Origin of the sequence: Paenibacillus sp. TCA20 (assembly GCF_000732325.1) — a bacterium.
In the GTDB taxonomy this organism is placed as follows: domain Bacteria; phylum Bacillota; class Bacilli; order Paenibacillales; family Paenibacillaceae; genus Paenibacillus; species Paenibacillus urinalis.
The window spans coordinates 187,805-210,150 of the sequence record NZ_BBIW01000008.1 but is presented as its reverse complement, the minus strand read 5'-3'; the positions used below and the strand labels follow the sequence as shown (position 1 = coordinate 210,150).

14 protein-coding genes and 1 pseudogene are annotated in these 22,346 nt (G+C 49.0%); 6 read left to right on the top strand and 9 right to left on the bottom strand.

Annotated elements, in window-relative coordinates; translation table 11 throughout:
• Positions 1–192 precede the first annotated feature (192 nt).
• Entirely contained in the window at positions 193–1,428 is a 1,236-nt protein-coding gene (gene pepT, locus TCA2_RS16515; protein WP_047912697.1) for a peptidase T, read from the top strand.
• Positions 1,429–1,561: 133 nt separating this feature from the next.
• Here the strand turns inward: pepT and TCA2_RS16510 are convergent, their stop codons facing one another.
• The 7 genes from TCA2_RS16510 to TCA2_RS16485 form a co-directional block, all read right to left on the bottom strand.
• Positions 1,562–2,680 carry a mechanosensitive ion channel family protein gene (locus TCA2_RS16510; protein WP_047912696.1) on the bottom strand — a complete coding sequence of 373 codons (1,119 nt, stop codon included), beginning with the start codon at positions 2,678–2,680 and terminating at the stop codon, positions 1,562–1,564.
• Between the two features lie 218 nt (positions 2,681–2,898).
• The gene (locus TCA2_RS16505) at positions 2,899–4,992 is read right to left on the bottom strand and encodes a catalase (protein ID WP_047912695.1); all 2,094 of its coding nucleotides are present in this window, start codon (positions 4,990–4,992) and stop codon (positions 2,899–2,901) included.
• A gap of 158 nt (positions 4,993–5,150) precedes the next feature.
• Positions 5,151–9,668, bottom strand: a complete 4,518-nt coding sequence (locus TCA2_RS27895; protein WP_274520939.1) for a fibronectin type III domain-containing protein — start codon at positions 9,666–9,668, stop codon at positions 5,151–5,153.
• Between the two features lie 105 nt (positions 9,669–9,773).
• Entirely contained in the window at positions 9,774–10,331 is a 558-nt protein-coding gene (locus TCA2_RS26225; RefSeq protein ID WP_152557771.1) for a hypothetical protein, read from the bottom strand.
• 185 nt (positions 10,332–10,516) lie between these two features.
• On the bottom strand, positions 10,517–11,437 hold the full coding sequence (locus TCA2_RS16495) for a macrolide 2'-phosphotransferase (RefSeq protein ID WP_047912694.1): 921 nt from the start codon (positions 11,435–11,437) through the stop codon (positions 10,517–10,519).
• Positions 11,438–11,872: 435 nt separating this feature from the next.
• Complete coding sequence (locus tag TCA2_RS16490) at positions 11,873–12,907, bottom strand: Gfo/Idh/MocA family protein (protein ID WP_047912693.1); 1,035 nt, start codon at positions 12,905–12,907, stop codon at positions 11,873–11,875.
• A 15-nt stretch (positions 12,908–12,922) separates the two neighbouring features.
• Positions 12,923–13,804 carry a sugar phosphate isomerase/epimerase gene (locus tag TCA2_RS16485; RefSeq protein WP_047912692.1) on the bottom strand — a complete coding sequence of 294 codons (882 nt, stop codon included), beginning with the start codon at positions 13,802–13,804 and terminating at the stop codon, positions 12,923–12,925.
• A gap of 285 nt (positions 13,805–14,089) precedes the next feature.
• Here TCA2_RS16485 and TCA2_RS16480 point away from each other — a divergent pair, with 285 nt between their 5' ends.
• The gene (locus tag TCA2_RS16480; protein ID WP_047912691.1) at positions 14,090–14,863 is read left to right on the top strand and encodes an AraC family transcriptional regulator; all 774 of its coding nucleotides are present in this window, start codon (positions 14,090–14,092) and stop codon (positions 14,861–14,863) included.
• A gap of 17 nt (positions 14,864–14,880) precedes the next feature.
• Here TCA2_RS16480 and TCA2_RS16475 read toward each other — a convergent pair whose 3' ends face one another.
• Complete coding sequence (locus tag TCA2_RS16475; protein ID WP_047912690.1) at positions 14,881–15,678, bottom strand: hypothetical protein; 798 nt, start codon at positions 15,676–15,678, stop codon at positions 14,881–14,883.
• Between the two features lie 189 nt (positions 15,679–15,867).
• Between TCA2_RS16475 and TCA2_RS16470 the strand changes: the two genes are divergently transcribed.
• The 3 genes and pseudogenes from TCA2_RS16470 to TCA2_RS16460 all read left to right on the top strand — a co-directional run bounded on the left by TCA2_RS16470 (position 15,868) and on the right by TCA2_RS16460 (position 19,285).
• Complete coding sequence (locus TCA2_RS16470) at positions 15,868–16,908, top strand: iron ABC transporter permease (protein ID WP_047912689.1); 1,041 nt, start codon at positions 15,868–15,870, stop codon at positions 16,906–16,908.
• Positions 16,908–17,955: pseudogene (locus TCA2_RS16465) on the top strand (FecCD family ABC transporter permease). The gene TCA2_RS16470 and the pseudogene TCA2_RS16465 overlap by 1 nt, the downstream one beginning before the upstream one ends.
• 133 nt (positions 17,956–18,088) lie before the next feature.
• The gene (locus TCA2_RS16460) at positions 18,089–19,285 is read left to right on the top strand and encodes a M20 family metallopeptidase (RefSeq protein ID WP_047912688.1); all 1,197 of its coding nucleotides are present in this window, start codon (positions 18,089–18,091) and stop codon (positions 19,283–19,285) included.
• Positions 19,286–19,379: 94 nt separating this feature from the next.
• Here the strand turns inward: TCA2_RS16460 and TCA2_RS16455 are convergent, their stop codons facing one another.
• The gene (locus TCA2_RS16455) at positions 19,380–20,288 is read right to left on the bottom strand and encodes a YafY family protein (protein ID WP_047912687.1); all 909 of its coding nucleotides are present in this window, start codon (positions 20,286–20,288) and stop codon (positions 19,380–19,382) included.
• A gap of 481 nt (positions 20,289–20,769) precedes the next feature.
• On the opposite strand from TCA2_RS16455, the gene TCA2_RS16450 reads away from it, so the two are divergent.
• Entirely contained in the window at positions 20,770–22,260 is a 1,491-nt protein-coding gene (locus TCA2_RS16450) for a peptide MFS transporter (RefSeq protein ID WP_047912686.1), read from the top strand.
• The last annotated feature ends 86 nt before the right edge of the window (positions 22,261–22,346 follow it).

Sequence of the window (22,346 nt, the reverse complement as noted above, 5' to 3'; positions counted from 1 at the left end):
TCTCGGTTTAAATTTCTCTCAAATTATAAGTGTGTTCAAATTCTCTCATGATTATATAACACCTTTTGGTTTCATGTAAAGGGAAACCTTATAGTTTCATTTTCCAATTTATGAATCTTCGTTTGTTCATGATAAAATGGGAATATTGAACATGGGATCATCATCCCGCCAGAATAAGGAGATGAGGAATAGATGAAACAAGATCTGATTCGGCGTATTACCGGTTATGTACGTATGGATACACAGTCGGATGAGAACAGCGAGACCTGTCCGTCTACACCTGGCCAGCTGGAACTAGGCCGCAAGCTTGTAGAGGAGCTTCAGGAGATCGGGATGCAGGAAGTCACCATTGATGACAACGGTTATGTGATGGCAACACTGCCTGCGAATACCGACAAGGAAGTTCCGGTCATCGGTTTTCTAGCGCATCTGGATACAGCTACTGATTTTACAGGCAAGAACGTAAATCCTCAGCTCATCGACGCCTACGACGGTAATGATATTGTGCTGAACAAAGAGCAGAAGATTATCCTGTCAGCCAAAGATTTTCCGGAGCTTGCAAACTATAAAGGACATACCTTGATCACAACGGACGGGACAACCCTGCTCGGTGCAGATAACAAAGCCGGTATTGCCGAAATTATGACTGCCATGGACTACCTGCTGAATCATCCTGAGATCAAACATGGCAAGATTCGCGTCGCCTTCACACCAGACGAAGAGATTGGACGCGGACCACACCGGTTTGATGTTGAAGCCTTTGGCGCAAAATATGCCTATACGGTTGATGGCGGACCCCTTGGAGAGCTGGAATACGAGAGCTTTAATGCGGCGGCGGCCAAGATCGTCTTCAAGGGCAAGAACGTTCACCCAGGAACAGCCAAGAATAAAATGGTCAATTCCGCCAAAATCGCTATGGAGTTCAACGGTCTGCTTCCAATAGAGGAGGCGCCGGAGCATACGGATGGCTATGATGGTTTTTATCATCTGAGTTCTGTGCAGGGAGACGTAGAAGAGACCACGCTCAGCTATATCATCCGTGACTTTGACCGTACCCGCTTTGAGGCAAGAAAAGCAAACATGGAACGGATCGCCAAGGACCTTCAGGCTAAATATGGTGAGGAACGCGTCCAGCTTACGCTGCGCGACCAATATTACAACATGCGTGAGAAGATTGAACCCGTCAAATTTATCGTTGATATTGCGGGCGAAGCCATGAAGAGTCTCGATATTGAACCTCACATTGTTCCGATTCGCGGAGGTACCGACGGTTCCCAGCTGTCCTATATGGGACTGCCGACACCGAATATTTTCACCGGCGGAGAGAACTACCATGGACGCTACGAATATGTATCTGTCGATCATATGGTCTTAGCGACGCAGGTGATTATCGGCATCATAGAGCGGTTTGAGCAGCGGGAAGCCTAAACTTAAATCAAGCTTGTACATCTCCATCTATAAAAAAGAGCGGCACACCCTGTCAGTTAGAGACAGAACTGGGCCGCTTTTTTGTGTAATATGGAAAAACTTCTTATCTTCTACTCATTTATAATTCATACTGCTACTCATACAGCTTACTGCCTGCATAGATACGTTCCTTCTCGGCATCTTTATCCATTTCCATGTTCATGTTCTTCTCCACGAACAAACGCTGTGCCGGCATAGCCAGTTTAATCCCTTCCTCTTCCAAGATATTTAGAATCTCAAAATTAATCAATTCAAGCACTCGCATATGTTCAACCCAAATCGTGGTATACGTAAAGAAATAAAAGAAAATCGTAATTTGATCATTGGTCATCCCTTTGACACGTACCATAATCATATCCTTGTCGACTTCCTGATGATTCTCAATATACTCACGAAGTCGTTCCACGGCTGTGGCAAGCTTCTTCTGGTCTGTATCAATTGCAACACCAAGATCAAACGTAATCCGTCTCTTACCCATCCGGCTCCAGTTTGTAATGGCCGCCTTCGCTAGAATATTATTCGGAATGATAACAACAGAATCGGCAAAGGTACGAATCTTAGAGCTTCTAAATGAAATATCCTCTACCATACCTTCGACGGTATCGGTCTTAATCCAATCCCCCTTCGAGAAAGGCTTCTCCGTCACGATAATAACGCCTGCAATCAGATTACTGAGCGTATCCTGAGCGGCCAGCGCAACGGCAAGGCTTCCAAGCCCCAGTCCTGCAACCAAACCATTAATACTGTAACCCCACTCTGCTGCGATAATTGTCAGCGTCAATGCAATGACTAAGAATCGGAGCACCTTGGATAAAAAGGGAATGATCATGTCCGACTCTTCTACGCCCCACTTGGTCGAAAAACCGGCAAAGAATCGGGATGACCTTCCCGATAAATTGTACAATCCCCATCCGATACATGCGATAAAGGCGGTTCGAATGAGATGGGAGAATAGAACCCATTCTCCACCTCCATCAAAATAAAACCGAACTGCACCGGAAACGCCGAGCAGGATCATTAGAGCACGGATCGGATTGCGAACAGTCAGGTAGAGATTATCCCACTTCATACCAAAGAATCGTTTCATTAAACGAAAAAGACGGGTTGAGGTCCATTTGTTAAAAACCGTAAAGACCAACAGAAGCAGCACCGCAATGGCTAGTCGAAACCAATTAATTTCGCCAAAAAATTCAGCAACACTATTTAAATTCAATAATAGACACACCTTTTACTTCGATTTAAAACGAATAACCTTAAAATACTACCGACCATTGTAACATGAAGAGACATTGCAAATCCAAAACCGCTTTATTCCACTAGGATGAAAGAGAAACAAAAAAAGACAAGCAAATCACGACGTGAACAACCGTCACTTGATTGCTTGTCTTTAATATTCATTTTTTTAACAACTTTTACTCCGTTTCTATTTCCTTAAATAACGCGGTCCCAGAAGCGATGTGCTGCTACAGCAGTCAGGAATTCCTCAGCGAAGCTTCCCAGCTCTTCTCCACTTGCAGCCGTTATGATTCCCGGCGCTGAGGAAGCTGCAGAATCAGACGCCATACCCAGACCTTTTACAAGAAAGGCTACCCCTTCATTTACTGCACCGATCGGCTTGTAGTGTCTGTAAGCTTCCTTAATAAACTCCGCTGCATTAGGGTCGGCTGCAAGCGCCTGCACACTATGTTCACCGCCGGCCACGTAGATCGCATCAAACAGCAGTGAATCGCTCGTGAGGAAAGTGTGCATTGCTTCAACACTCGCCCCTCCTTGTCCTGCAACAGGTCCCAGATGATCGCTGACCACTTCGGCCATGGCGCCTGCTTCAGTCAAGGCATTCATCAATGTAACTGCATGCTGATCAAAACCATCTCCGGCCAGTATGGCCACTTTACGCGTCTTCACGGAGTGCACTGTATTTGCCATGCTGATGGCTGGTGAAGATGGAATCATCGGCGGTTTGGCCGGATTCTCTGCCGTCTCAGGCAGCTGCGCTCCAATCTTGGATGCCACCTGTGAAGCAAACTCTGTATCAATGTTCATGAGCATGTTCACAACTGACTGACGCACTTCCAGCCGCTGTACCTTCCCTAGCTCGAACTGGAATGCACTCACCAGATGCTTCTTCTCAGGACCCGACATACTGTTCCAGAACAGCAAGGCTTGGCTGTAGAAATCCTCGAAGCTCTCGCTTCTTGCCTGGATCTTGTGCCCCTCGACCTTCTCCGTGTAATGCTTATAGCCGCCCTCCTCCGGTGTGGCAGGTGACGGTGAATTGCTGGCGATACCATTCTTATGATAGCTTGTTACTCCCTTGTTGATCGTCATCCGATGCATCCCGTCACGCTGATTGTTATGCACCGGTGCGACAGGCCGGTTGATCGGAATCTCGGCAAAGTTCGGCCCGCCGAGTCTGGAGATTTGGGTATCTGTATAAGAGAACAGCCGCCCCTGCAGCAGCGGATCATTCGTAAAATCAATCCCCGGCACAACATGGCCCGGATGGAAGGCAATTTGCTCCGTCTCCGCAAAGAAGTTGTCTGTGTTACGATTCAGCGTCATTTTGCCGACGATCCGTACAGGGACGATCTCCTCTGGCCAAATTTTTGTCGGATCCAAAATATCAAAGTCAAACGAAAACTCGTCCTCTTCCTTAATAATCTGAAGCCCCAGCTCATATTCCGGATAATTTCCTGTCTCAATGGCATCCCACAAATCTCTGCGATGAAAATCAGGATCTTTACCCGCTACCTTCTGGGTCTCATCCCATACCAAGGAATGAACGCCAAGCACCGGCTTCCAGTGGAATTTAACAAAGTGTGCTTCACCTTCCTCATTTACGAGTCTAAAGGTATGTACACCAAATCCCTCCATCATACGGAAGCTCCGTGGCAGGGCACGATCCGACATCGCCCACATGACCATATGTGCCGTTTCATGGTTGTTCCCGACAAAGTCCCAGAACGTATCGTGAGCAGACGCCGCCTGAGGAATCTCATTATGCGGCTCCGGCTTCACGGCATGAATTAGATCCGGGAACTTCATGGCGTCCTGAATAAAGAATACGGGAATGTTATTACCAACCAGGTCATAGTTCCCTTCTTCTGTATAAAATTTAGTTGCGAATCCCCGCACATCCCGCACGGTATCCGCTGAACCCCGGGAACCGGCAACCGTAGAGAAGCGGACAAAGACCGGTGTCTTCACAGAAGGGTCCTGCAAGAATTTAGCTTGGGTAAGAGAGGTTAAAGGCTCGTACACCTGAAAATAACCATGTGCACCAAATCCACGGGCATGTACAATCCGCTCCGGAATACGCTCATGGTCAAAATGCGTCATCTTCTCACGAAAATGGAAGTCTTCCATGAGTGTTGGTCCGCGCCGCCCTGCTTTGAGAGAGTGCTCGTCCTCCGACACCTTAAGTCCCTGATTAGTCGTCATATGCTTGCCGTCATCCTGCACACGATAGGAATCCAGCTGATCCTGCTTAGCGTTCTCATTCATGCGCTTTTCTTCGTTACTCATCCTGGTCTTCCTCCTCTTGATCATCTAAGTCCAAATAAGTCCAAACTTTTAATTAAGTACCCTGCGTGGATTACGGTTAAACGGCTTCATCACCAACAAAAAAACCATGAGCGTAAAGATCACCTTTACCTCATGGTTTCTTCATTTCATTTTCACTCTTACTTCACTTCTACACGGATCGTCTCACTTCTTGTACTGCCATGCTCGTTGATCAGCTCAATGTAATATTCATAGGTTCCGGCCGCCTGATCTGATATCTCAGTGGAGGCTGTCTGTGCATTGGGTGTATGGGCAGCCAGCTCCTGAGTATCGATCAATTCTCCATTTTCATAGAGACGGTACGTTGTTCCGTTTACGCCCCACCACATATTCATCGTAACAGCATAGCTGCCATCCCCGTCCCAATTGTTACTCGAAATGCTTGGCTTACCGGGCGCAGCATCTCGGACCGTCACGGTGTGCGGCACTGACTTTGTCACTCCATGTTGGTTAGCCAGCTCAGCGGTATAGGTGTAAGTCCCGTTTCCTCTTCCGGATAACGGTACCTGAACGCTCTGCGAGCCGGGGGTTTGATCGGATAGAAGCTCGGTATAGATGAGCTCGCCATTCTCATACAGCTTGTAGCGGGTGCCATTATCCCCCCACCACATATTCATCGTAATGGTATACTCTCCGTCCAGAAGTCCATGGTCGTGTCCATTATTATCTGATAGTACAGGAACTCCCGGTTTGCTCTTGGCAAGTCCTTCTTCCTCCGCTCCGGCATAACGGATGTTCGGAGCAGCAGGCTCCTCCATTCCTGTCCCCAGATAGAAGCCGGTATGAGGCGGCTGATTATAAGCGACATTTTGCCAGGCAACACCTAGACGATAGATTGGATCATGCATGAGAGTACGAATCCGGTGCTCACTTTCATCCGTTGTCGTATAAATGCGAAGCTCCGAGCTGTCGCTGGAGCGCCAGATCACCTCTTCCCGCCAATCTCCATATAAATCAGCCTGAAGGCTCGGGTTTGCCTTGGTCGAATTGTTCGACGCTGCTCCTTCTGCCGTCAGCAGATTCACCGTTGACTGATTCTCGTAATCCCATTTGTCGATACGAATATCATCCTGAAGCTCTCTCAGCAAATCACCATCCCACCAGATTCCGAAGTTCGTGGAGGATGGAATCTGACTCGAAATTTGCTCACCAGTAATGCTGTACAATCCACTAAGCGGGATATGCTCCTCATTGGTAATGGTGGCGGACCATACCTCTTCACCCGGATAGTTCGGGTCGATATCGGCAGACATTCCCCGGCCAACGTCTCTTCCCATTGGAATGCCCCACAGAATCTCACCTGACTGTGCATCCCGAACCTCCATGCCATAGGCTGCGCCCGCACTCTCGTGAACGCTGAAGACCTCAAGACCATCACGGTTCGGATTCAAGTCGCCGAAGTGCATAGCATCGCCATGCCCAAGTCCAGTGTTGTGCAGCGGTGTTCCGTCATCGTCAATTGCTATTGCCCCGAACAGGATCTCATCCTTACCGTCGTGATCCACATCACCGACCGACAAGTTATGGTTGCCTTGCCCCGCGTAACTGCTGAGGCCTTCATCATTCGTGTCGAAGCGCCAGCGTTTCACCAGCTCTCCACCGGCAAAATCGTAAGCAGCCAGCACAGTTCTCGTATAATACCCTCGCGAGAAGACAACGCTTGGATGCTCTCCATCCAAGTAAGCAATTGTAGCCAGGAAGCGGTCTACCCGGTTACCATAGCCGTCACCCCAAGCATTGACATCTCCTCTTGGCGGATCATAAGGAACCGTATTTAACGCTTTTCCCGTTGCTCCCTCAAACACGGTCAAGAATTCATTACCCAGCAGCACGTAACCTGAGCTGTTCCGGTGATCCAGCGAGCCGTCGCCGATCACTTGTCCCGTGCCGTCTGTCGTTCCGTCTGCTGTCTTCATGGTAATCTCTGCTTTGCCGTCACCGTCCAGATCGTAGACCAGGAATTGAGTGTAATGCGCTCCAGCCCGAATGTTATGACCCAATTGAATTCTCCACATCTTGGTCCCATCCAGCTTATAAGCATCCATGAGCACTTCTCCGGTGTAACCAGCCTGAGAATTATCCTTGCCGTTCGTTGGTGACCACAGCATGACAATCTCGTACTGGCCGTCCCCATCCAGATCACCTACACTTGCATCTCCTGCATAGTAGGAATAAGGCTGGCCGTCTTTTGTATAAGCATCCTGCGGCTTATCCAGCGGAATGCTCTTATACCCGTTCTGCCATACCTCAGCCGTCTCCACACTCTCCTGCTTCACTCCATTCACCACGGGCTCGATCCTATAGACAGAATCCTCCTTGCCCTTAGGATCAAGCAGGTTCGTGCGATCCGTCAGCGGCTTATTCGTAATGAGCACATCGTCCCGGTAGACGTTAAAAGCAATAGAGTCAGGATCAAGTCCGAGCATCCTCCAGCTGACAAACACACCTTCCTCCGTCTGCACGGCTACCGGTGCACGGTCGAGATTCTCCATCTGACGATATAGGGTGGTTACGGCTGGAGTTGAGAGGCCGTCAGACAGCTCTGAAATTCCTCCCGCATTCACCGAGGCAGCCTTGTAATAGTAAGGTATCGTGCTAAGAATAGTTTGATCCGTGTATACCGGCTCACTTGTTTTGCCGATAAGGACATAATCTCCACTCTCGGACTTAGAACGGTATACATTGTAGTATTTTGCCGCAGACTCCTCATTCCACGAAAGAGTAACCTCATTCTTATGAATGGAATCTACGCGAAGCCCTTGCGGTACTCCTGCCTTCTCTACGGCCGGATCAATCATGGATACCGCAAGCTCTGCCGATGCCACGGATTCAAGCCCTGCCGCGTCAACGGCGGTTACGGTATATACATAGTTCATTCCGATATCTATACCCTGATCAATATAGGAGGTTTCGCTGGTCTCGGCAATGAAAGAAGACTTATCTTCTCCTTCCGCTTGGCGGTATAAGCGATATAGCACAGCTTCTTCTACACGCTGCCATGTCATATCTGCCGATGGAGGATCACTCTCAAGATCAGTCCCTGCCAGCTCAAGACCCGTAGGAGCAAGCAGGAGCGGCGTTATTTCAATACCATTCAAATGAGCCGTCTGACCCGAGATCATCACATTCAGCTGGCCGTCCGACACGGTGATCGGGCTGTGTACCTTCTCCGCAATCGTCTCCTTGCCTGAGCTGGCTGTACCATAATCTTTGCCTTCGATATTTATGTTGGTTCTTGCTGAACCGATCCAGTCGCCCGTATAAGTCTTAACCGCGTATGTTCCGTTCGGCAGATCCACCTTGAATTCGTAACGCCCGCCAAAGTTAATGATGAAATCCCGGCGCAGCGCATCCGTCGCTCCGCCGCGATCCCGATCGGCAAAGGCCCCTTCGTGCAGCATGAGTCCATATCCTCTATCCGCGGTATACAGCACAGTTTGATTGACTTCTGTATAGCCTTCTGCAACAGGCGAGCCAGCAGGTCCGAAGTCATATCGCAGCGCTGCTGACTTGGTCCCGATTGCAAGCTCCTCTGACGGCTCAGAAGCTCCGCTGCTGTTCACTGCGGTAACTCTTACCGTATAGGCAGCTCCTTCCTTGAGACCTGCTATATTATAGCTAGGTATCGTAGCTGTACCGGCCAGCTTGTAGGCCGCTTCTGCTTCCTCTGCTCCCTTCACATAGATCCGGTAAATGTCTGCACCAGGAACCTCGTTCCATTTCAGCAATGCTCCGCTGTTGCTGATATTCCCGGCAGCAAGTCCTGTCGGCTGCCCTGGCGCCGAATCAGGGGGAGCTTGTTCCTGTATATACTGAGATATCGGAATATTCAATTCCTGAATCGCGCCGGCAACCATCCTTGCCAATTGAATAGCCCCGTACTCCTGAAAATGCGTATTGTCCTCCGCACCATTTGGAAAGGCTTGATATACGCCCGGCTCTACATGCAAGAACACAGACTTAGCCTCTTCAGGTCCAATGGAGTCATAGTAGGCGACACTCAGTGTACTGAGATCAATGAGCAGGGTATTCTGCTCCTCAGACACTTCCTTCATGGCTTGTACGTATTCCGGGAAGCTGACGTTAAACTTGCCCGTATCTGGATTAAAGTCTCGGCGTCCCACCGGTGTCACCAGAATCGGTTCTGCTCCGCGCTGCCTTGCTCCGTCAATATAGGTCTTGAGATACACCTTATAATCCTCAGGCGAAGCATAACGATCCGGAATCGAAATGGTCGCGTTATTATGACCGAACTGAATCAGCAGCACGTCTGACGGACGAATAACCCGCAGAATCTCATCAAGCCGTCCCTGCGAAATAAAATTCTTCGTGCTCCGCCCGCCGATGGCGTGATTCTTAACCATAATCTCTTCACTTAGATAGCGCGGCAGCATCTGTCCCCATCCCGCCTCCGGCTTCCAGTAAGGATCGTAGGTCTGGACTGTAGAATCACCCGCAATATAGATCAACGGAGACCCGCTTGCTGTGCGGTCTGGCAGCTTCGTGATCACCAAGGCATTGAGCTTCGCACTTGATCCACTGAATCCAAAATTCAGCTGACCGTCAACCAGAGCAATGTCAAAGTTCATTTCAAGGAACGTTCCAGCCTCCTTTGAAGTCAGCTGTACTTTTTGCATGCTTTCTACAGATACAGCGATCTCAGACGCCTCTGCAGCATCACCCGCTACGAGTGATACGGTATAATCCCCATTTGGTAAATCAATCTGGAATACCCCGCCATCCTAAATGAGGGCATAATCCGATCGAACAGCATCGTCTCCGCCCCGGTCTGTCATTGTGACTTGTGAAGGATCCGTAAATCCGTAACCTGCTTCTGTTGTATATACATTCGGCTCCGCAACTTGAGTATAGCCTGCTGCTCCTGCTCCATTCCCAAAGTCAAAGCGATACAGCCCTTCGGTAAGCGTTTGCAAATCAGGCGATGCTGCTTCATTTGCCTCTACTGCTGGAGCTGCCTCCTCATTAGTAACCTCCCCTTGGGATGAGCCCTCCTCTGCCTCACTTTCTCCCTGCCCTGCTTCGTTAGATCCTTCTTCTCCTCCTGTCTCTTCACCTGGTGCTTCTTCATTCGGCGTCGTTCCCTCCGGCGCACTGTCTTCTACAGCTTCATTTCCTTCTACAGCTTCATTTCCTTCTAGAGGTCCTGTCTCCTCCTGCGCCTGCACAGTTTGAACCCCCCATTCACCTGGTGTAATCATCGTAGACAGCACCATGATCATGACTAGAAAAAGGATTAAAAAACGCCTTCTACCGATTTGGTGCCTGCTCTTCCTGTTCACTTCAACGCGGCCTCCTTTTGAAAATGGAATACATTCCCTTTCATAATAGCGGTCTGTCTCGTGATTTAACATTTAAAAAACAGTGTTTTTTACTCAAAAATCAGTGTTTTCATCGACGTAAAAAAACACCGCAAGGTCTCCGTTTTGGATAGACCTGCGGTGTTAAAGACGGTCTCATCGAGGCTTTAAACCAAGCCAAGTGCCCCTCGCGCCATTGCCATAACTCCTTCATCACCAGACAGTAGAGCAAATTGTCCCACAAGAACCGGGTAGGCCGCATATCGCTCCACAATATGCTCCTTCATCCTCGGCCATACCTTACCTCCAGCCGCTGCATAACTAGTCAGTAACCGCTGAAGTTCGTCCTCGCCAAAAATGGCGTAGTAGATCGTAAAGTCGGCAGCCGGATCCGCCACCTCGGATTCCGTCCAATCAATTAATCCGGTAACTCGCTGCTCATGATCCAGCAAAATATGAGGCGGATGAAGATCTCCGTGAATGAGCCCGCATGCATCGGGCCAGTAAGTCTCATCGGAGAGCCAGGCCTGCCAGCGTTCCCACAGCTCCTCATTCACCCCGATCTTCTCCCTGACTTCCTGTGCCTGGGAGGCATAGTGGCTTCTTACCTCCTGCGGTGTCTTCACCCGCAGCCCTGCTGCAGCTGCCTGGGTGCCGTTAATCGCATGCAGGGCTGCAAGCGCCGCTGCCAAAGATCGTACAAATTCGTCCTTCAGCTCCTCATGGTTCGTATTCCAGGCATAGCCCGATGCCGATACATCCGCCATAGGAATACCATCAAGTCTTGGATAGGCGATGAGCTCATCCGAGAACACCTTCCAATCCGGAACATTCACGGGCAGTCTGCCATGAATATAATCGAGCACCTTCTTCTCATTCACAGCACGCTCCAGTACATCTGACCTTCTTGGCTTACGAATAATCCAGTCTACATCCGACGCATCCTTCGCCATCGCTACTTGGAAATCCATTCCCGACTCGGTTACCTTCGCTTCATCCGAAGCAAACTGTAATCCGTATTTGCGGGCAAGCTCGAGAAGCTCCCTAGCAGCACCCGTGTGCTTCTGTTCTTCATATCCATTTGTCATTGAAATTCCCTCCTGATTGAATCAATTAAAATAACCGATGACATTGATTCGATGGTTTAAAAATAAATAAACACAGGCATACCTCTGCCTGTGTTTCGATTTACGGGATCCAAAAAAAGCAACATGACAAATTAAATTCCAACTCCGTATACAAAGTATCGAGCGCTGCTCACAGCCTGATATAGCATACTTTTCGTTAGAAGTTATCTACATGTGGACATACTTATCCCGCTTCATCTATGCACAAGACAGATGACAAGAGTTTCTCTTCAGCTGCTAAATTCATATGGAATGACTTAGCACTAAGCATTTCTCAAGCGGATATAAGCAATCAGCACACGTAACCCTCCGTTCGCATTTGAGTTAGTATCAGCTTAGCATACCCTAGACCTGCTAAACAATAAGAAGATACGTCTATGAAAGGTAATATACGATTTAAATCAACAGGAGCGGGCGCAGATCAACTTTCTTGTTCCATCTTGCACTCTCGATCGCACCAAACACCATGGCCATACTATAGATGTTGTCCGTGCAGTCGGTCTCAGCCAGCCTTCCCTCGTCCAGCGCCTGAAACATCTCGTCTAGACAGCCGTAATGTCCCTCGCGTCCTGTCCAGCTCTCTTCAAGCTCCACCTGCTCTACCTCATGAAAAAATCCTGTGCCTCCCTGATCTTTGATATATTCCGCAATCGGCATCCGTTGCCCGTCCCAGCACACAGTTCCAGCGCTTCCGATAACACGCCAATCCGCCTCCCAGGATGTACTGAGTCCGATGGCTGACCACGAGCCGCGGTAGCTGAATACCGAGCCGTCGCTCATTTCAAAGATGCAGATTGCAGATGCATTACCCTCATACCATGAGCCTTCCGGATTGTATTCATGACAGTAGACAGACACTGGATTGGCCCCTGAAATGTACCGTGCTTGATCGAAGGTATGAATCGCCATATCAACAATGAGCGGACTGCTCATGAGGTCACGAAAGCCGCCAAACCTGGGTCCAAGAAAAAAATCGGCATGCACAGCGCCTATTCTGCCTATCCTGTCATGGCGCAAGAAATCACGGAGTGCCCTGATTTGTTTTAGATATCGGCGGTTTTGCATGACTACATAACGCTTCCCCGTCTCACTGCTGACTCTTACAATCTCCTTGGCATCTTCAAAGCTCTCTGCCATCGGCTTCTCACCGAACACATTGCAGCCGGCCTTCATCGCACAGGTGACGATGTCCTTATGACTGGCAGGTATGGTGCAGTCGAACACCAGATTGGCATCGGTCGCTTGAAGAGCGGATGACAGCTCCGTAAATATCGGCACCTGCAAATTCCGGCGCTCCGCCATTTTCTTCGCACTCTCTTCATATAGATCAACCAGCCCAACAATTTCCGCATCTTCCTTAGCTGCAGCATAATCAAGCCAGGTATTGGACATCCCGCCGCACCCCGCAACGATGATTTTGTGCTTAGACATAAGACTCCCCTCCCTCTATACCGGATTCGGCACAAAGTCACCGCCCCGGCATTGCTTCAAGTAACGGAGTGCATGAACCTGACCTGTCATCTCCAGCTCTCCACGGTATACCGGATCATGCCATCCTTCAATATCTATACTGCCTGTGTAGCCGGCCTGTCTTAAGATCGTAATGACATCGGTCCAGTTGGTATCCCCGAAGCCTGGCGTGCGGTGCCACACATAAGGCTTCGGACCATGAATCCCATGCTCCTTGATAACATCCCAGGCAATGGTAGCATCCTTGCCGTGTACATTAAACACTTTGCTCACCCATTTTCTAAGCTGTGGAATCGGGTCAATCAGGCCGATCATCTGGTGGCAGGGCTCCCATTGCAGTCCGATGTTCTCCATCGGCAGGGCATTAAACATAAGCTCCCATGCTGCTGGATGATGGGCAATGTTCCAGTCCCCACTCTTCCAATCTCCATCCATGCTGCAGTTCTCAAAGGCTAGGCGCACCCCTTTACTCTCAGCAAAGCGAGCCAGTTCACCGAACACCTCTACATACCGTGGTATGGATTCATCAATGGAGCCGGGCATACGCCCCGTAAACCCCGTCACAAGATCTGTTCCAAAATCAGAGGCATGCTCAATCAGACGTTTCCAGCTTGCCAGCGTATCCGCATTCTTCCCCTCCCCAGTCAGCGGATTGCCAAATATGGATAAGCTCGTAACTGGGATAAGATGCGGATCCAGTAGTTCCCGCACCCCTTTGGCGAGCTCCTTCAAATCAATCCCGGCAGTTGTCTGCCAGAAAGTGAGCGAAAAGGACTCAAACCCATGAGGTATAATCTGAGGCAGTACACGTACGGCATCGCCTCCATTAACCAATGTTCCAATTCGAATAGGATGCATTTGGTAACCTCCATTTAAAGTAGGATCTTAACTAAGTACTATGGTACTGAAAGGAGCCTTGCCTCTGCTATATCTGAATTAGCGATATATTCGCACAATCTTACGCAGTTGGGGTTAATGATAGCGTTGACATTCCGTATTTCACTCCAATATATTGATAGAAATGGTTGAGTACACATGACTCTGCTAAGGGGGTTATTCAATGACGATGCATCCACACAAGGAAAACACATGGATACCTGATCGAACTTTTCCGATTAACGTTTTTTCGTAAATGGCATCTATTTGCACTGGCATGATCATATGGAATGGGTGTATGTAAAGACAGGAAAAGTGAAGCTCCAGATCGATGGTGATTTTGATGTTCTGGAGCAAGGGGATCTTGCTTTTGTTAATTCAAAGCAGCTCCATCGAGCTGAACAGCTGGCACCGGATACACAGCTTGTATGCATCGTCTTTAATGAAGCTCTCGTCAGAGGCAATGGGCTCGATATTACTGAGCATCACTACTTTCTCCCTTACCTCCATCTCAAACAGCAGTGGCCGAGAATTGTGAGAAATCGTGAAGCCTGTATGCAGCCGATCAGCTTGTCCTTCCTAAGACTGGTAGAGGAGTTTGAGAGGAAGCAGCCGGGATATGAGCTTATGGTTAAGAGTGAGCTGCTCCATATCTTTGGACAGTATTTCCGCCATGCACAGCAGGTAGCTAAGGTTCGAAATTACCGTCAGCCGGACACACACAACCTCTCCCGTCTCCTCGAAATGCTGCGCGAGCGTTATCAGGAGGATATTTCTGTTATGGAAGCGGCCCGGCTTGTGAACTTAAGCCCCAACTATTTTTGCAGTGTATTTAAAAAAGTCACAGGAAAGACACTGAAGGAGTACATCCATATGCTTCGTACCCAGGAAGCAGAGCAGCTGCTGCTAACTACAAACTATAGTATTAGTGAAATCGCCGAGGCGGTCGGCTTCTCGAATTTAACTTACTTTGGGAGAGTCTTCAAAAAAATAAAGAACATCCCCCCATCGGATGTCCGCAAAATGAAATCCATGCCTTAGGTACATGAGAGCCCGTGCTACCATTCCTCCTCCATTCGAAAAGAGACGACCAAGTCATCACTACCCGTCAATGAGCTGACAACTAAGGTAAGGATCGTACCCGAATTCAGCGCATACGCAAGATCCTGAGCTGCAAAATATACCGTCGTATTCGCATACGCGCCCGACAAGCCTGCCGAGGTTCCCTGGCTCAGCACTCTTCCACCGGTGATAGTCGTGGCGGTTGTGTTCACTTGAAGCACAGTATCATTCGTCGGTATGCTCGTTGTTGATGTAGGAAAATTGACAAAAGTCCCGTCAATCGTCCCTCCCTCCACCAGCATGTAGCGGACGGGCTGCTTGGACAGAATGTCGAAGCTCTGCGGATAGACCGCTGCGGCAACACCTTCGGGCAAGGCAAAGGATGGAATCCGCTGATAGCTGATGGCCGGGAAGTACGCATCTGTTACCGAGAAATCAGAGCGAATCTCCGATGTAATTCGGCTTATATTCAGCTCCCGCAGAGAGAGTGGACTATAGGAGCTGTCCGGACTAATTCCGTAGATGGCAACTTCCATCCCCTGCAGTGAGCATCTAACATCAAATTGGAAGAAATCGTAGGTCACTAGGTACGTCCTGTTTACAATCTCACCTGGATTGATGAGGAATAGATCTTCTGCAAATAGTCCCTGAATCCCCGTACTGTTCACTGTCCCCGTCAGGTAGCAGGTTCCTGCTGAATCGGCATTGTTAATGATCTTGATGAGTGCTTGGCTATAAGGCCGGACACCTTGTACCACTTGATTTAATACGTTCATTGTTGATACCACAGGCATTACAAGCCCTCCTTATTGCCACGTATTCTATATACTATATGTAGGTTTCCATAAAAAGTGTGGGGTGTGCTATAGTTACATTAGTCCATGGAAATCGATTGTTATTTCCTATAAAACTATATAGAATGAACTAAATATCTTTAATTGATAATGATACTCATTATTGATGATGACATAGGAGTATAAAACGTGCATACAAAACCCTCTGAACCTCCGAAAAAACCCAAAATTCAAGCACGCCCTGTCAGAGCATTGCTTACCATTGTCATCGGCCTGGCTGCCATCGTTTTATTCATTGGGGTATCTATTGCTGTCGGAGCAGCTGATATTCATTTGCAAACTGTCATTGATGCAATCTTCAGGTTTGATCCCGATTCTACCCAGCATAACATTATTCATGAGCTGCGCATTCCCAGGTCCTTAGCAGATGTGCTTATCGGCGCCGCCTTCGCTGTATCCGGTGCGGTCATGCAAGGAATGACACGCAATCCGCTCGCGGACTCCGGTATTCTTGGCATCAATGCAGGTGCTACGTTTATGATTGCTCTGTCGCTCGCCTTCTTTCCTGGCATGTCGTATGGAGGAACCATCCTCTTTTCCTTTATTGGAGCCGCTCTGGCAACCGGTCTGATCTATGGGACGAGCTATCTGGGCAAGGCGAAGATTACACCCGTGCGACTTGTGCTGGCAGGTGCTGCGATCACCTCACTATTAACGGCGCTCAGTCAAGGGATCGCGATCCACTTTAGATTAAGCCAGGATCTCGCTTACTGGGTAGCAGGCGGTGTAGCAGGCATCAAGATGTCACAGCTCATCGGCGTACTCCCCTGGATTGCCGGGGCGCTCATCTGTGCAATGCTGATCTCCAGATCCATCACACTCATTAGTCTAGGAGAAGATATCGCCTCCGGGCTTGGTCAAAAAACAGGCCTCGTCAAGCTGTTCGGTGGAATTATTGTACTCATTCTGGCCGGAGCAGCCGTATCCGTTGCCGGTCCGATCGGCTTCGTCGGTCTGGTTGTGCCTCATATGGTACGTTATATTGTCGGCGTAGATTACCGCTATATCATCCCTTGCTCGGCTGTCCTTGGCGGACTGCTCATGCTCCTGGCGGATATGGGTGCGCGGACCATCAATCCTCCTTATGAAACACCAATCAGTGCTCTGTTCGCCCTCGTCGGCGTTCCCTTCTTCTTATACATCGCTCGCAAATCAGGGAGGGGACTATAATGACCCAGGAATCACTTAGACAGCAAATTCAGTCGAGTAAGCACAAGAAAAGAACGAAGCAGTGGATCGTACTCAGCAGCTTCTCTCTGCTCATTATCGTATTTACGCTGATCAGCATAAATACCGGGTTTTCCAAATTGACCCCGGCTGAGGTTCTAAATACACTGCTGGGGAACGGAACGGCCAAGCAAAATCTCATTCTATTTGAGTTCCGTATGCCGCGGATTATTATTTCGATGCTGGTTGGCGCCGGTCTTGCGGTATCCGGATGTATATTGCAGGGTGTATCCCGCAATGCGCTCGCAGATCCAGGCATTCTCGGCATTACGACAGGTGCGGGCTTCGTTGTTGTAATCTATATTTCCTTCTATTCCAGCAACTCCGATGCCCCTGCCTATCTGCTTCCCATCCTTGCACTCATCGGGGGACTCTCGATAGCAGCGATCATTTATGCTCTCTCATACAGCAAAAAACGACGGCCTCAATCCTAATCGTATGGTGCTTAACGGTATTGCCATTACCGCAGCAGTAAACGGGCTCATGATTGTGCTGATGCTCAGGCTGAATCCGGAGAAGTATGATATTGTCGCGAGCTGGCTTGCGGGGAGCATCTGGGGCTCCACCTGGAATCAAGTCATTGTCCTTGTGCCTTGGGTCCTCTTGCTGATCATCATTGCCTTCGCGCGATCCAGAATGATGGATGCCCTGACGATGGATGAGCATGTGGCGATGTCTCTTGGTGTTGGACTGAACAAGGAAAGACTGTTTCTAATCCTGATCGCTGTAGGTCTTGCCGCATCCTGTGTAGCCTTTACCGGGGGTATCGGCTTTGTCGGGCTGATTGCTCCTCATCTCGCCCGCAGGCTTGTGGGTCCTAGTCATAACATGCTCCTGCCAGCCTCGGCACTAGGCGGGGCACTACTCCTGCTGGTGGCCGATACACTCGGACGCTCCATCCTCCAGCCCTCCGAGATCCATGCAGGGATCATGGTAGCCATAATTGGAGCTCCTTATTTCTTATACTTACTGTCGCGTTCGAGAATGTAGGCTTATCTCTTAGGCAAGCTCCAGGCATGACATCGCGATTCGATTCATGTCTAACATCTAAAGTGAAGAAGGTGTGCGGAAAGAGAGCGCGAATGTAATAAGGTATCGTTTGATAAATGGAGGAGGAGCTTACATGTCCACTGATGCGGTATCTCACAGTACGTCCAGTGCTCTCTCGGGGGAGCTGAAGGAGCAGATTATTACATGGAGAAGACATTTGCACCAGCACCCGGAGCTGTCTTTTGAAGAATTCGCAACCTCACAGTTCATATTTGATACACTCAGCCAATTTGCCGGTCTTGAACTGAGCAGACCCACGCCTACCAGCGTCATGGCGAGACTAATTGGTCCTTTGCCGGGCAAAGTACTGGCACTGCGTGCCGATATGGATGCCCTGCCAATTACAGAGGAGAATGATATCCCGTTTGCTTCGATTCATGAAGGTGTAATGCACGCGTGCGGACATGACGGACATACTGCCATGCTGCTCGGGGTCGCCAAGATCCTCGCGGAGCGCAAGGATTCACTGCATGGCGAGATCCGGTTTCTGTTTCAGCATGCGGAGGAGCTGCTGCCTGGGGGAGCCCAGGAGATGGTCAAGGCAGGTGTGATGGAAGGTGTAGACTACGTCGTTGGCAGCCATCTTGATGCAGGTCTCCCTACCGGTCAGATTGGCATCATTTATGGCCCGGCCATGGCTTCGCCGGATAGTTTCCGTCTTACGATCACTGGCAAGGGCGGGCATGCTGCCTATCCTCATATGACGGTCGATCCGATTGCCGTCGGAGCACAGGTTGTGACCAATCTACAGCATATCGCATCTCGCAACATAGACCCAATTGATCATTTGGTCGTTTCTGTCACCAAGTTCATTAGCGGCACGGCCTATAATGTCATTCCCGGCTCTGCTGAACTGGCTGGCACAGTCCGCAGCTTCACTCCGGAAGTGCGCCGTGAGGTTCCCGAGCTGATGCATCGCATACTGCGCGGAATTACTGAAGCTCATAATGCCGAGTATGAACTCGACTATGAGTATGGCTACCATCCCGTCGTGAATGAGACGGAGGTCACTCAAGTCGTGCACACGGCAGCTGAAGAGCTGTTTGGTCCAGATCGTATCGCTATGATTCGTCCTGCGATGGGTGGGGAAGACTTCTCGGCATATCAGCAGGAAGCCCCTGGTGTATTCTTCAGAGTGGGCTCCCGTAATGAAGAGCAGGGTATCATCTATCCTCACCACCATGCACGCTTTAATATAGACGATGAAGCGCTGGCCTATGGCGTTCAAGTCTTTGTCAGAACAGCAGAGAAGCTGCTGAAATGGACTTAATGTGATCAGATAACCTCTCTGCATGGAACTATCAAATTGAAGCACCTTAAGTTCTATCCATATATTTATGAAGAATAGCCGCTTGGATCAGCGGCTATTCTTCATATTGCTTCAAGCTTTGCATCAGTAATAATCGAACATGTTCTTTGAGTACATCCGGCTCGAGCACCTTCACTTCGGGACCATAGGACAACAATCGCCGCGCAGTATAGGCGAGCTCCGATTCCGGAATCCTCCCTCTCCAGATCCCTTCGTGCAAGTCCGCAAAGATAGGATCATTCTCAGCCAGCCGCTCTCCAATATTCGTAAAGACGACCACCGCAGCATGTCCTTGAGGCTGCTCCACTCTATGAAGCCACTCCTTCAAAGTAGGGACCGTTTCATTACTCTCTTCCAGCATCTTGGCAGCATCCATCCGATCTACCCTGTACAGCAGTGTTCTCCCGTCTTCGTTCTGTGCCGGCATATACCAGAAGCCATGCTCGTAGTACAGACCCAGCGGGAACGCGTCATGAACCTTCATTCCTGATTTTCCTGCGTAAGTAAACTGTAGCTTTCTTCGATCTATCGCTGCATTCAGTACCTCTGTCGTGTATGGAGCTGGTCTTGCCTTGACGGACGAGATAAACATAATATGCTCTTTTGTACGGTCAATTCGATCCTGAACCTCAAGGGGAAGGTCATGCGCATAATATTCTGACAATGCCTCCCTGATACCGCCGTAAGGCATATCCTGAATCTTTTCCAGCCATTCCATCATCAAGTAGATTCCATATGCTTCCTGTAAACGAAGCTGAAGAGGTGGTAAAATACCATTTTGCAAGACCTGATACCCGCCATGGGCTCCAACCTCGGTATATACAGGCATTCCTAACTCCTGCAAGGCAGTCAGATCCCGCTGTATTGTACGAATGGACACCTCAAACCGCTGTGCAAGCTCACGGGCTGTATATTTCTTGCGAGAATTCAATAATCTCATGATGGCAAGTCTTCTGCGATTCATCAGCATACCTCCACCTTTGTTGATTTTCAGAAGATACGGGCCTGAAGGAGACCCAGTTTCATGCTCTCAAACCGTATTATTGACGATCATAAACGGATTGTGGATGACATGGGCTTTTTTTATCCTATTTTAGCTTTTGTGTATTAAAGTTACAAAGCAGTCCAGAGATTCATACATCTGTATTGTTTTCTGCTGCCGGAGGCAATCTATATTTACTGCCATATGAAATGGATTGATTGCTTTGCTTTGTTAATTTTTACTACACATGGGTATAAATAAACGGAAGGGTAACCCTCCCCGTTTACATAGGAGACAAACCGCCGTTAGCTGAACTTCTACTTGATATTGCAGGAAGTACGCAGCCCTTTTTCTTTGTTCATGATTTTTTTGACAGGCAGATGCTTAATATTACCTCCTGCAAAGTTTTTGACAGGTAAAAACATCTAACGGTATGATTAGCAAAAGCACAGGAGGTTATTTCATGTCAGACATCACGAAAAAGGACATTGTCAACAGTGTCCCGCAGAAAGGATTTTTTGGACATCCTAAAGGGTTGTTCACCTTATTCTTTACAGAGTTCTGGGAACGCTTCTCCTATTATGGAATGAGAGCAATCCTTCTCTACTATATGTACGATACGGTAACAAACGGTGGCCTTGGCATTGCCGAATCCACTGCATTGTCCATCATGTCGATCTACGGTTCACTCGTATACATGTCCGGAATCATCGGCGGCTGGTTAGCTGACCGGGTATTTGGTACGTCCAAGGCTGTCTTCTATGGCGGTATACTTATCATGTTCGGTCATATCTTGCTTGCGATTCCAGGCAGTGTGGCCACATTCTTTGGCTCCATGGTACTGATCGTACTCGGTACCGGATTATTGAAGCCTAACGTGTCGAGTGTCGTCGGCGATATTTATGCGACGGAAGATGATCGCCGCGATTCTGGTTTCAGTATCTTTTACATGGGGATCAATTTGGGGGGCTTCCTTGCTCCGCTGATCGTAGGTACGCTGGGTGAGTACAACTATCACCTTGGTTTTGGTGTCGCAGCCGTAGGTATGTTCCTCGGTCTTGTTGTATTTATGCTGACCAAGAAGAAGAACCTCGGTCTTGCGGGTACAGTGGTAGCCAACCCAATCGCTCCTGAGAAGAAGAAGAAGCTGTATACTTCGATTCTGATCGGAATCATTGTCGTTGCTGTTATCGCTGTCGCAGCTGCTCAGATCGGCTTACTTACGTTCGACTCATTTATTTTCATCGTCGGTATTCTTGGCATTCTAATTCCGGCCGCTTACTTTATTGTCATGTACAACAGTCCCAAAACAAACAAGGTGGAGCGCTCGCGTATACTCGCGTACATCCCGCTCTTTATTGCCTCTGTTATGTTCTGGGCTATTCAGGAGCAAGGTTCAACGATTCTCGCTTCTTATGCAGATAACCGGACTCAGCTGGATTTCGCAGGCATCACGATTGCACCAGCCTGGTTCCAATCCGCGAATCCGCTGTTTATCATTATCCTGGCACCGGTATTTGCATGGCTGTGGGTTAAGCTTGGAGATCGTCAGCCGTCCATTCCGCAAAAGTTCTCGCTCGGGCTTCTGTTCGCAGGACTATCGTTTCTTGTGATCCTGCTGCCAGCCTACTTCGGCGGAAGCGACACACTGGTTAATCCGCTGTGGCTCGTACTCAGCTACTTCATCGTCGTGCTCGGTGAGCTGTGTCTGTCACCGGTCGGTCTGTCCGCAACAACGAAGCTGGCGCCTGCAGCCTTCTCGGCCCAAACGATGAGTCTGTGGTTCTTAACGAATGCTGCTGCTCAGGCGATTAATGCTCAGGTCGTTAAGCTGTACTCACCTGAATCTGAAATGGCATACTTTGGTATTATCGGGGCGATTTCCATCGTACTCGGGATTATCCTGTTCGCTATTTCTCCAATCATCCAGCGTGCCATGAAGGGCGTTAGATAAGGATTATACACAAAGAGCTGTCTAGGTCATCTGATTGACTCGAGACAGCTCTTTTTTTTGTACGGACTGATGAAGACCAAATTTTA

Bases quoted from the DNA above. Each gene is read 5' to 3' on its own strand.
- TCA2_RS16495 (WP_047912694.1), bottom strand. From the start codon at position 11,437: ATGACAAATGGATATGAAGAACAGAAGCACACGGGTGCTGCTAGGGAG.
- TCA2_RS16450 (WP_047912686.1), top strand. From the start codon at position 20,770: ATGTCAGACATCACGAAAAAGGACATTGTCAACAGTGTCCCGCAGAAA.
- TCA2_RS16485 (WP_047912692.1), bottom strand. From the start codon at position 13,804: ATGCATCCTATTCGAATTGGAACATTGGTTAATGGAGGCGATGCCGTA.
- TCA2_RS16490 (WP_047912693.1), bottom strand. From the start codon at position 12,907: ATGTCTAAGCACAAAATCATCGTTGCGGGGTGCGGCGGGATGTCCAAT.
- TCA2_RS16475 (WP_047912690.1), bottom strand. From the start codon at position 15,678: ATGCCTGTGGTATCAACAATGAACGTATTAAATCAAGTGGTACAAGGT.
- TCA2_RS27895 (WP_274520939.1), bottom strand. From the start codon at position 9,668: ATGCAAAAAGTACAGCTGACTTCAAAGGAGGCTGGAACGTTCCTTGAA.
- TCA2_RS16460 (WP_047912688.1), top strand. From the start codon at position 18,089: ATGTCCACTGATGCGGTATCTCACAGTACGTCCAGTGCTCTCTCGGGG.
- pepT (WP_047912697.1), top strand. From the start codon at position 193: ATGAAACAAGATCTGATTCGGCGTATTACCGGTTATGTACGTATGGAT.
- TCA2_RS16455 (WP_047912687.1), bottom strand. From the start codon at position 20,288: ATGAATCGCAGAAGACTTGCCATCATGAGATTATTGAATTCTCGCAAG.
- TCA2_RS16505 (WP_047912695.1), bottom strand. From the start codon at position 4,992: ATGAGTAACGAAGAAAAGCGCATGAATGAGAACGCTAAGCAGGATCAG.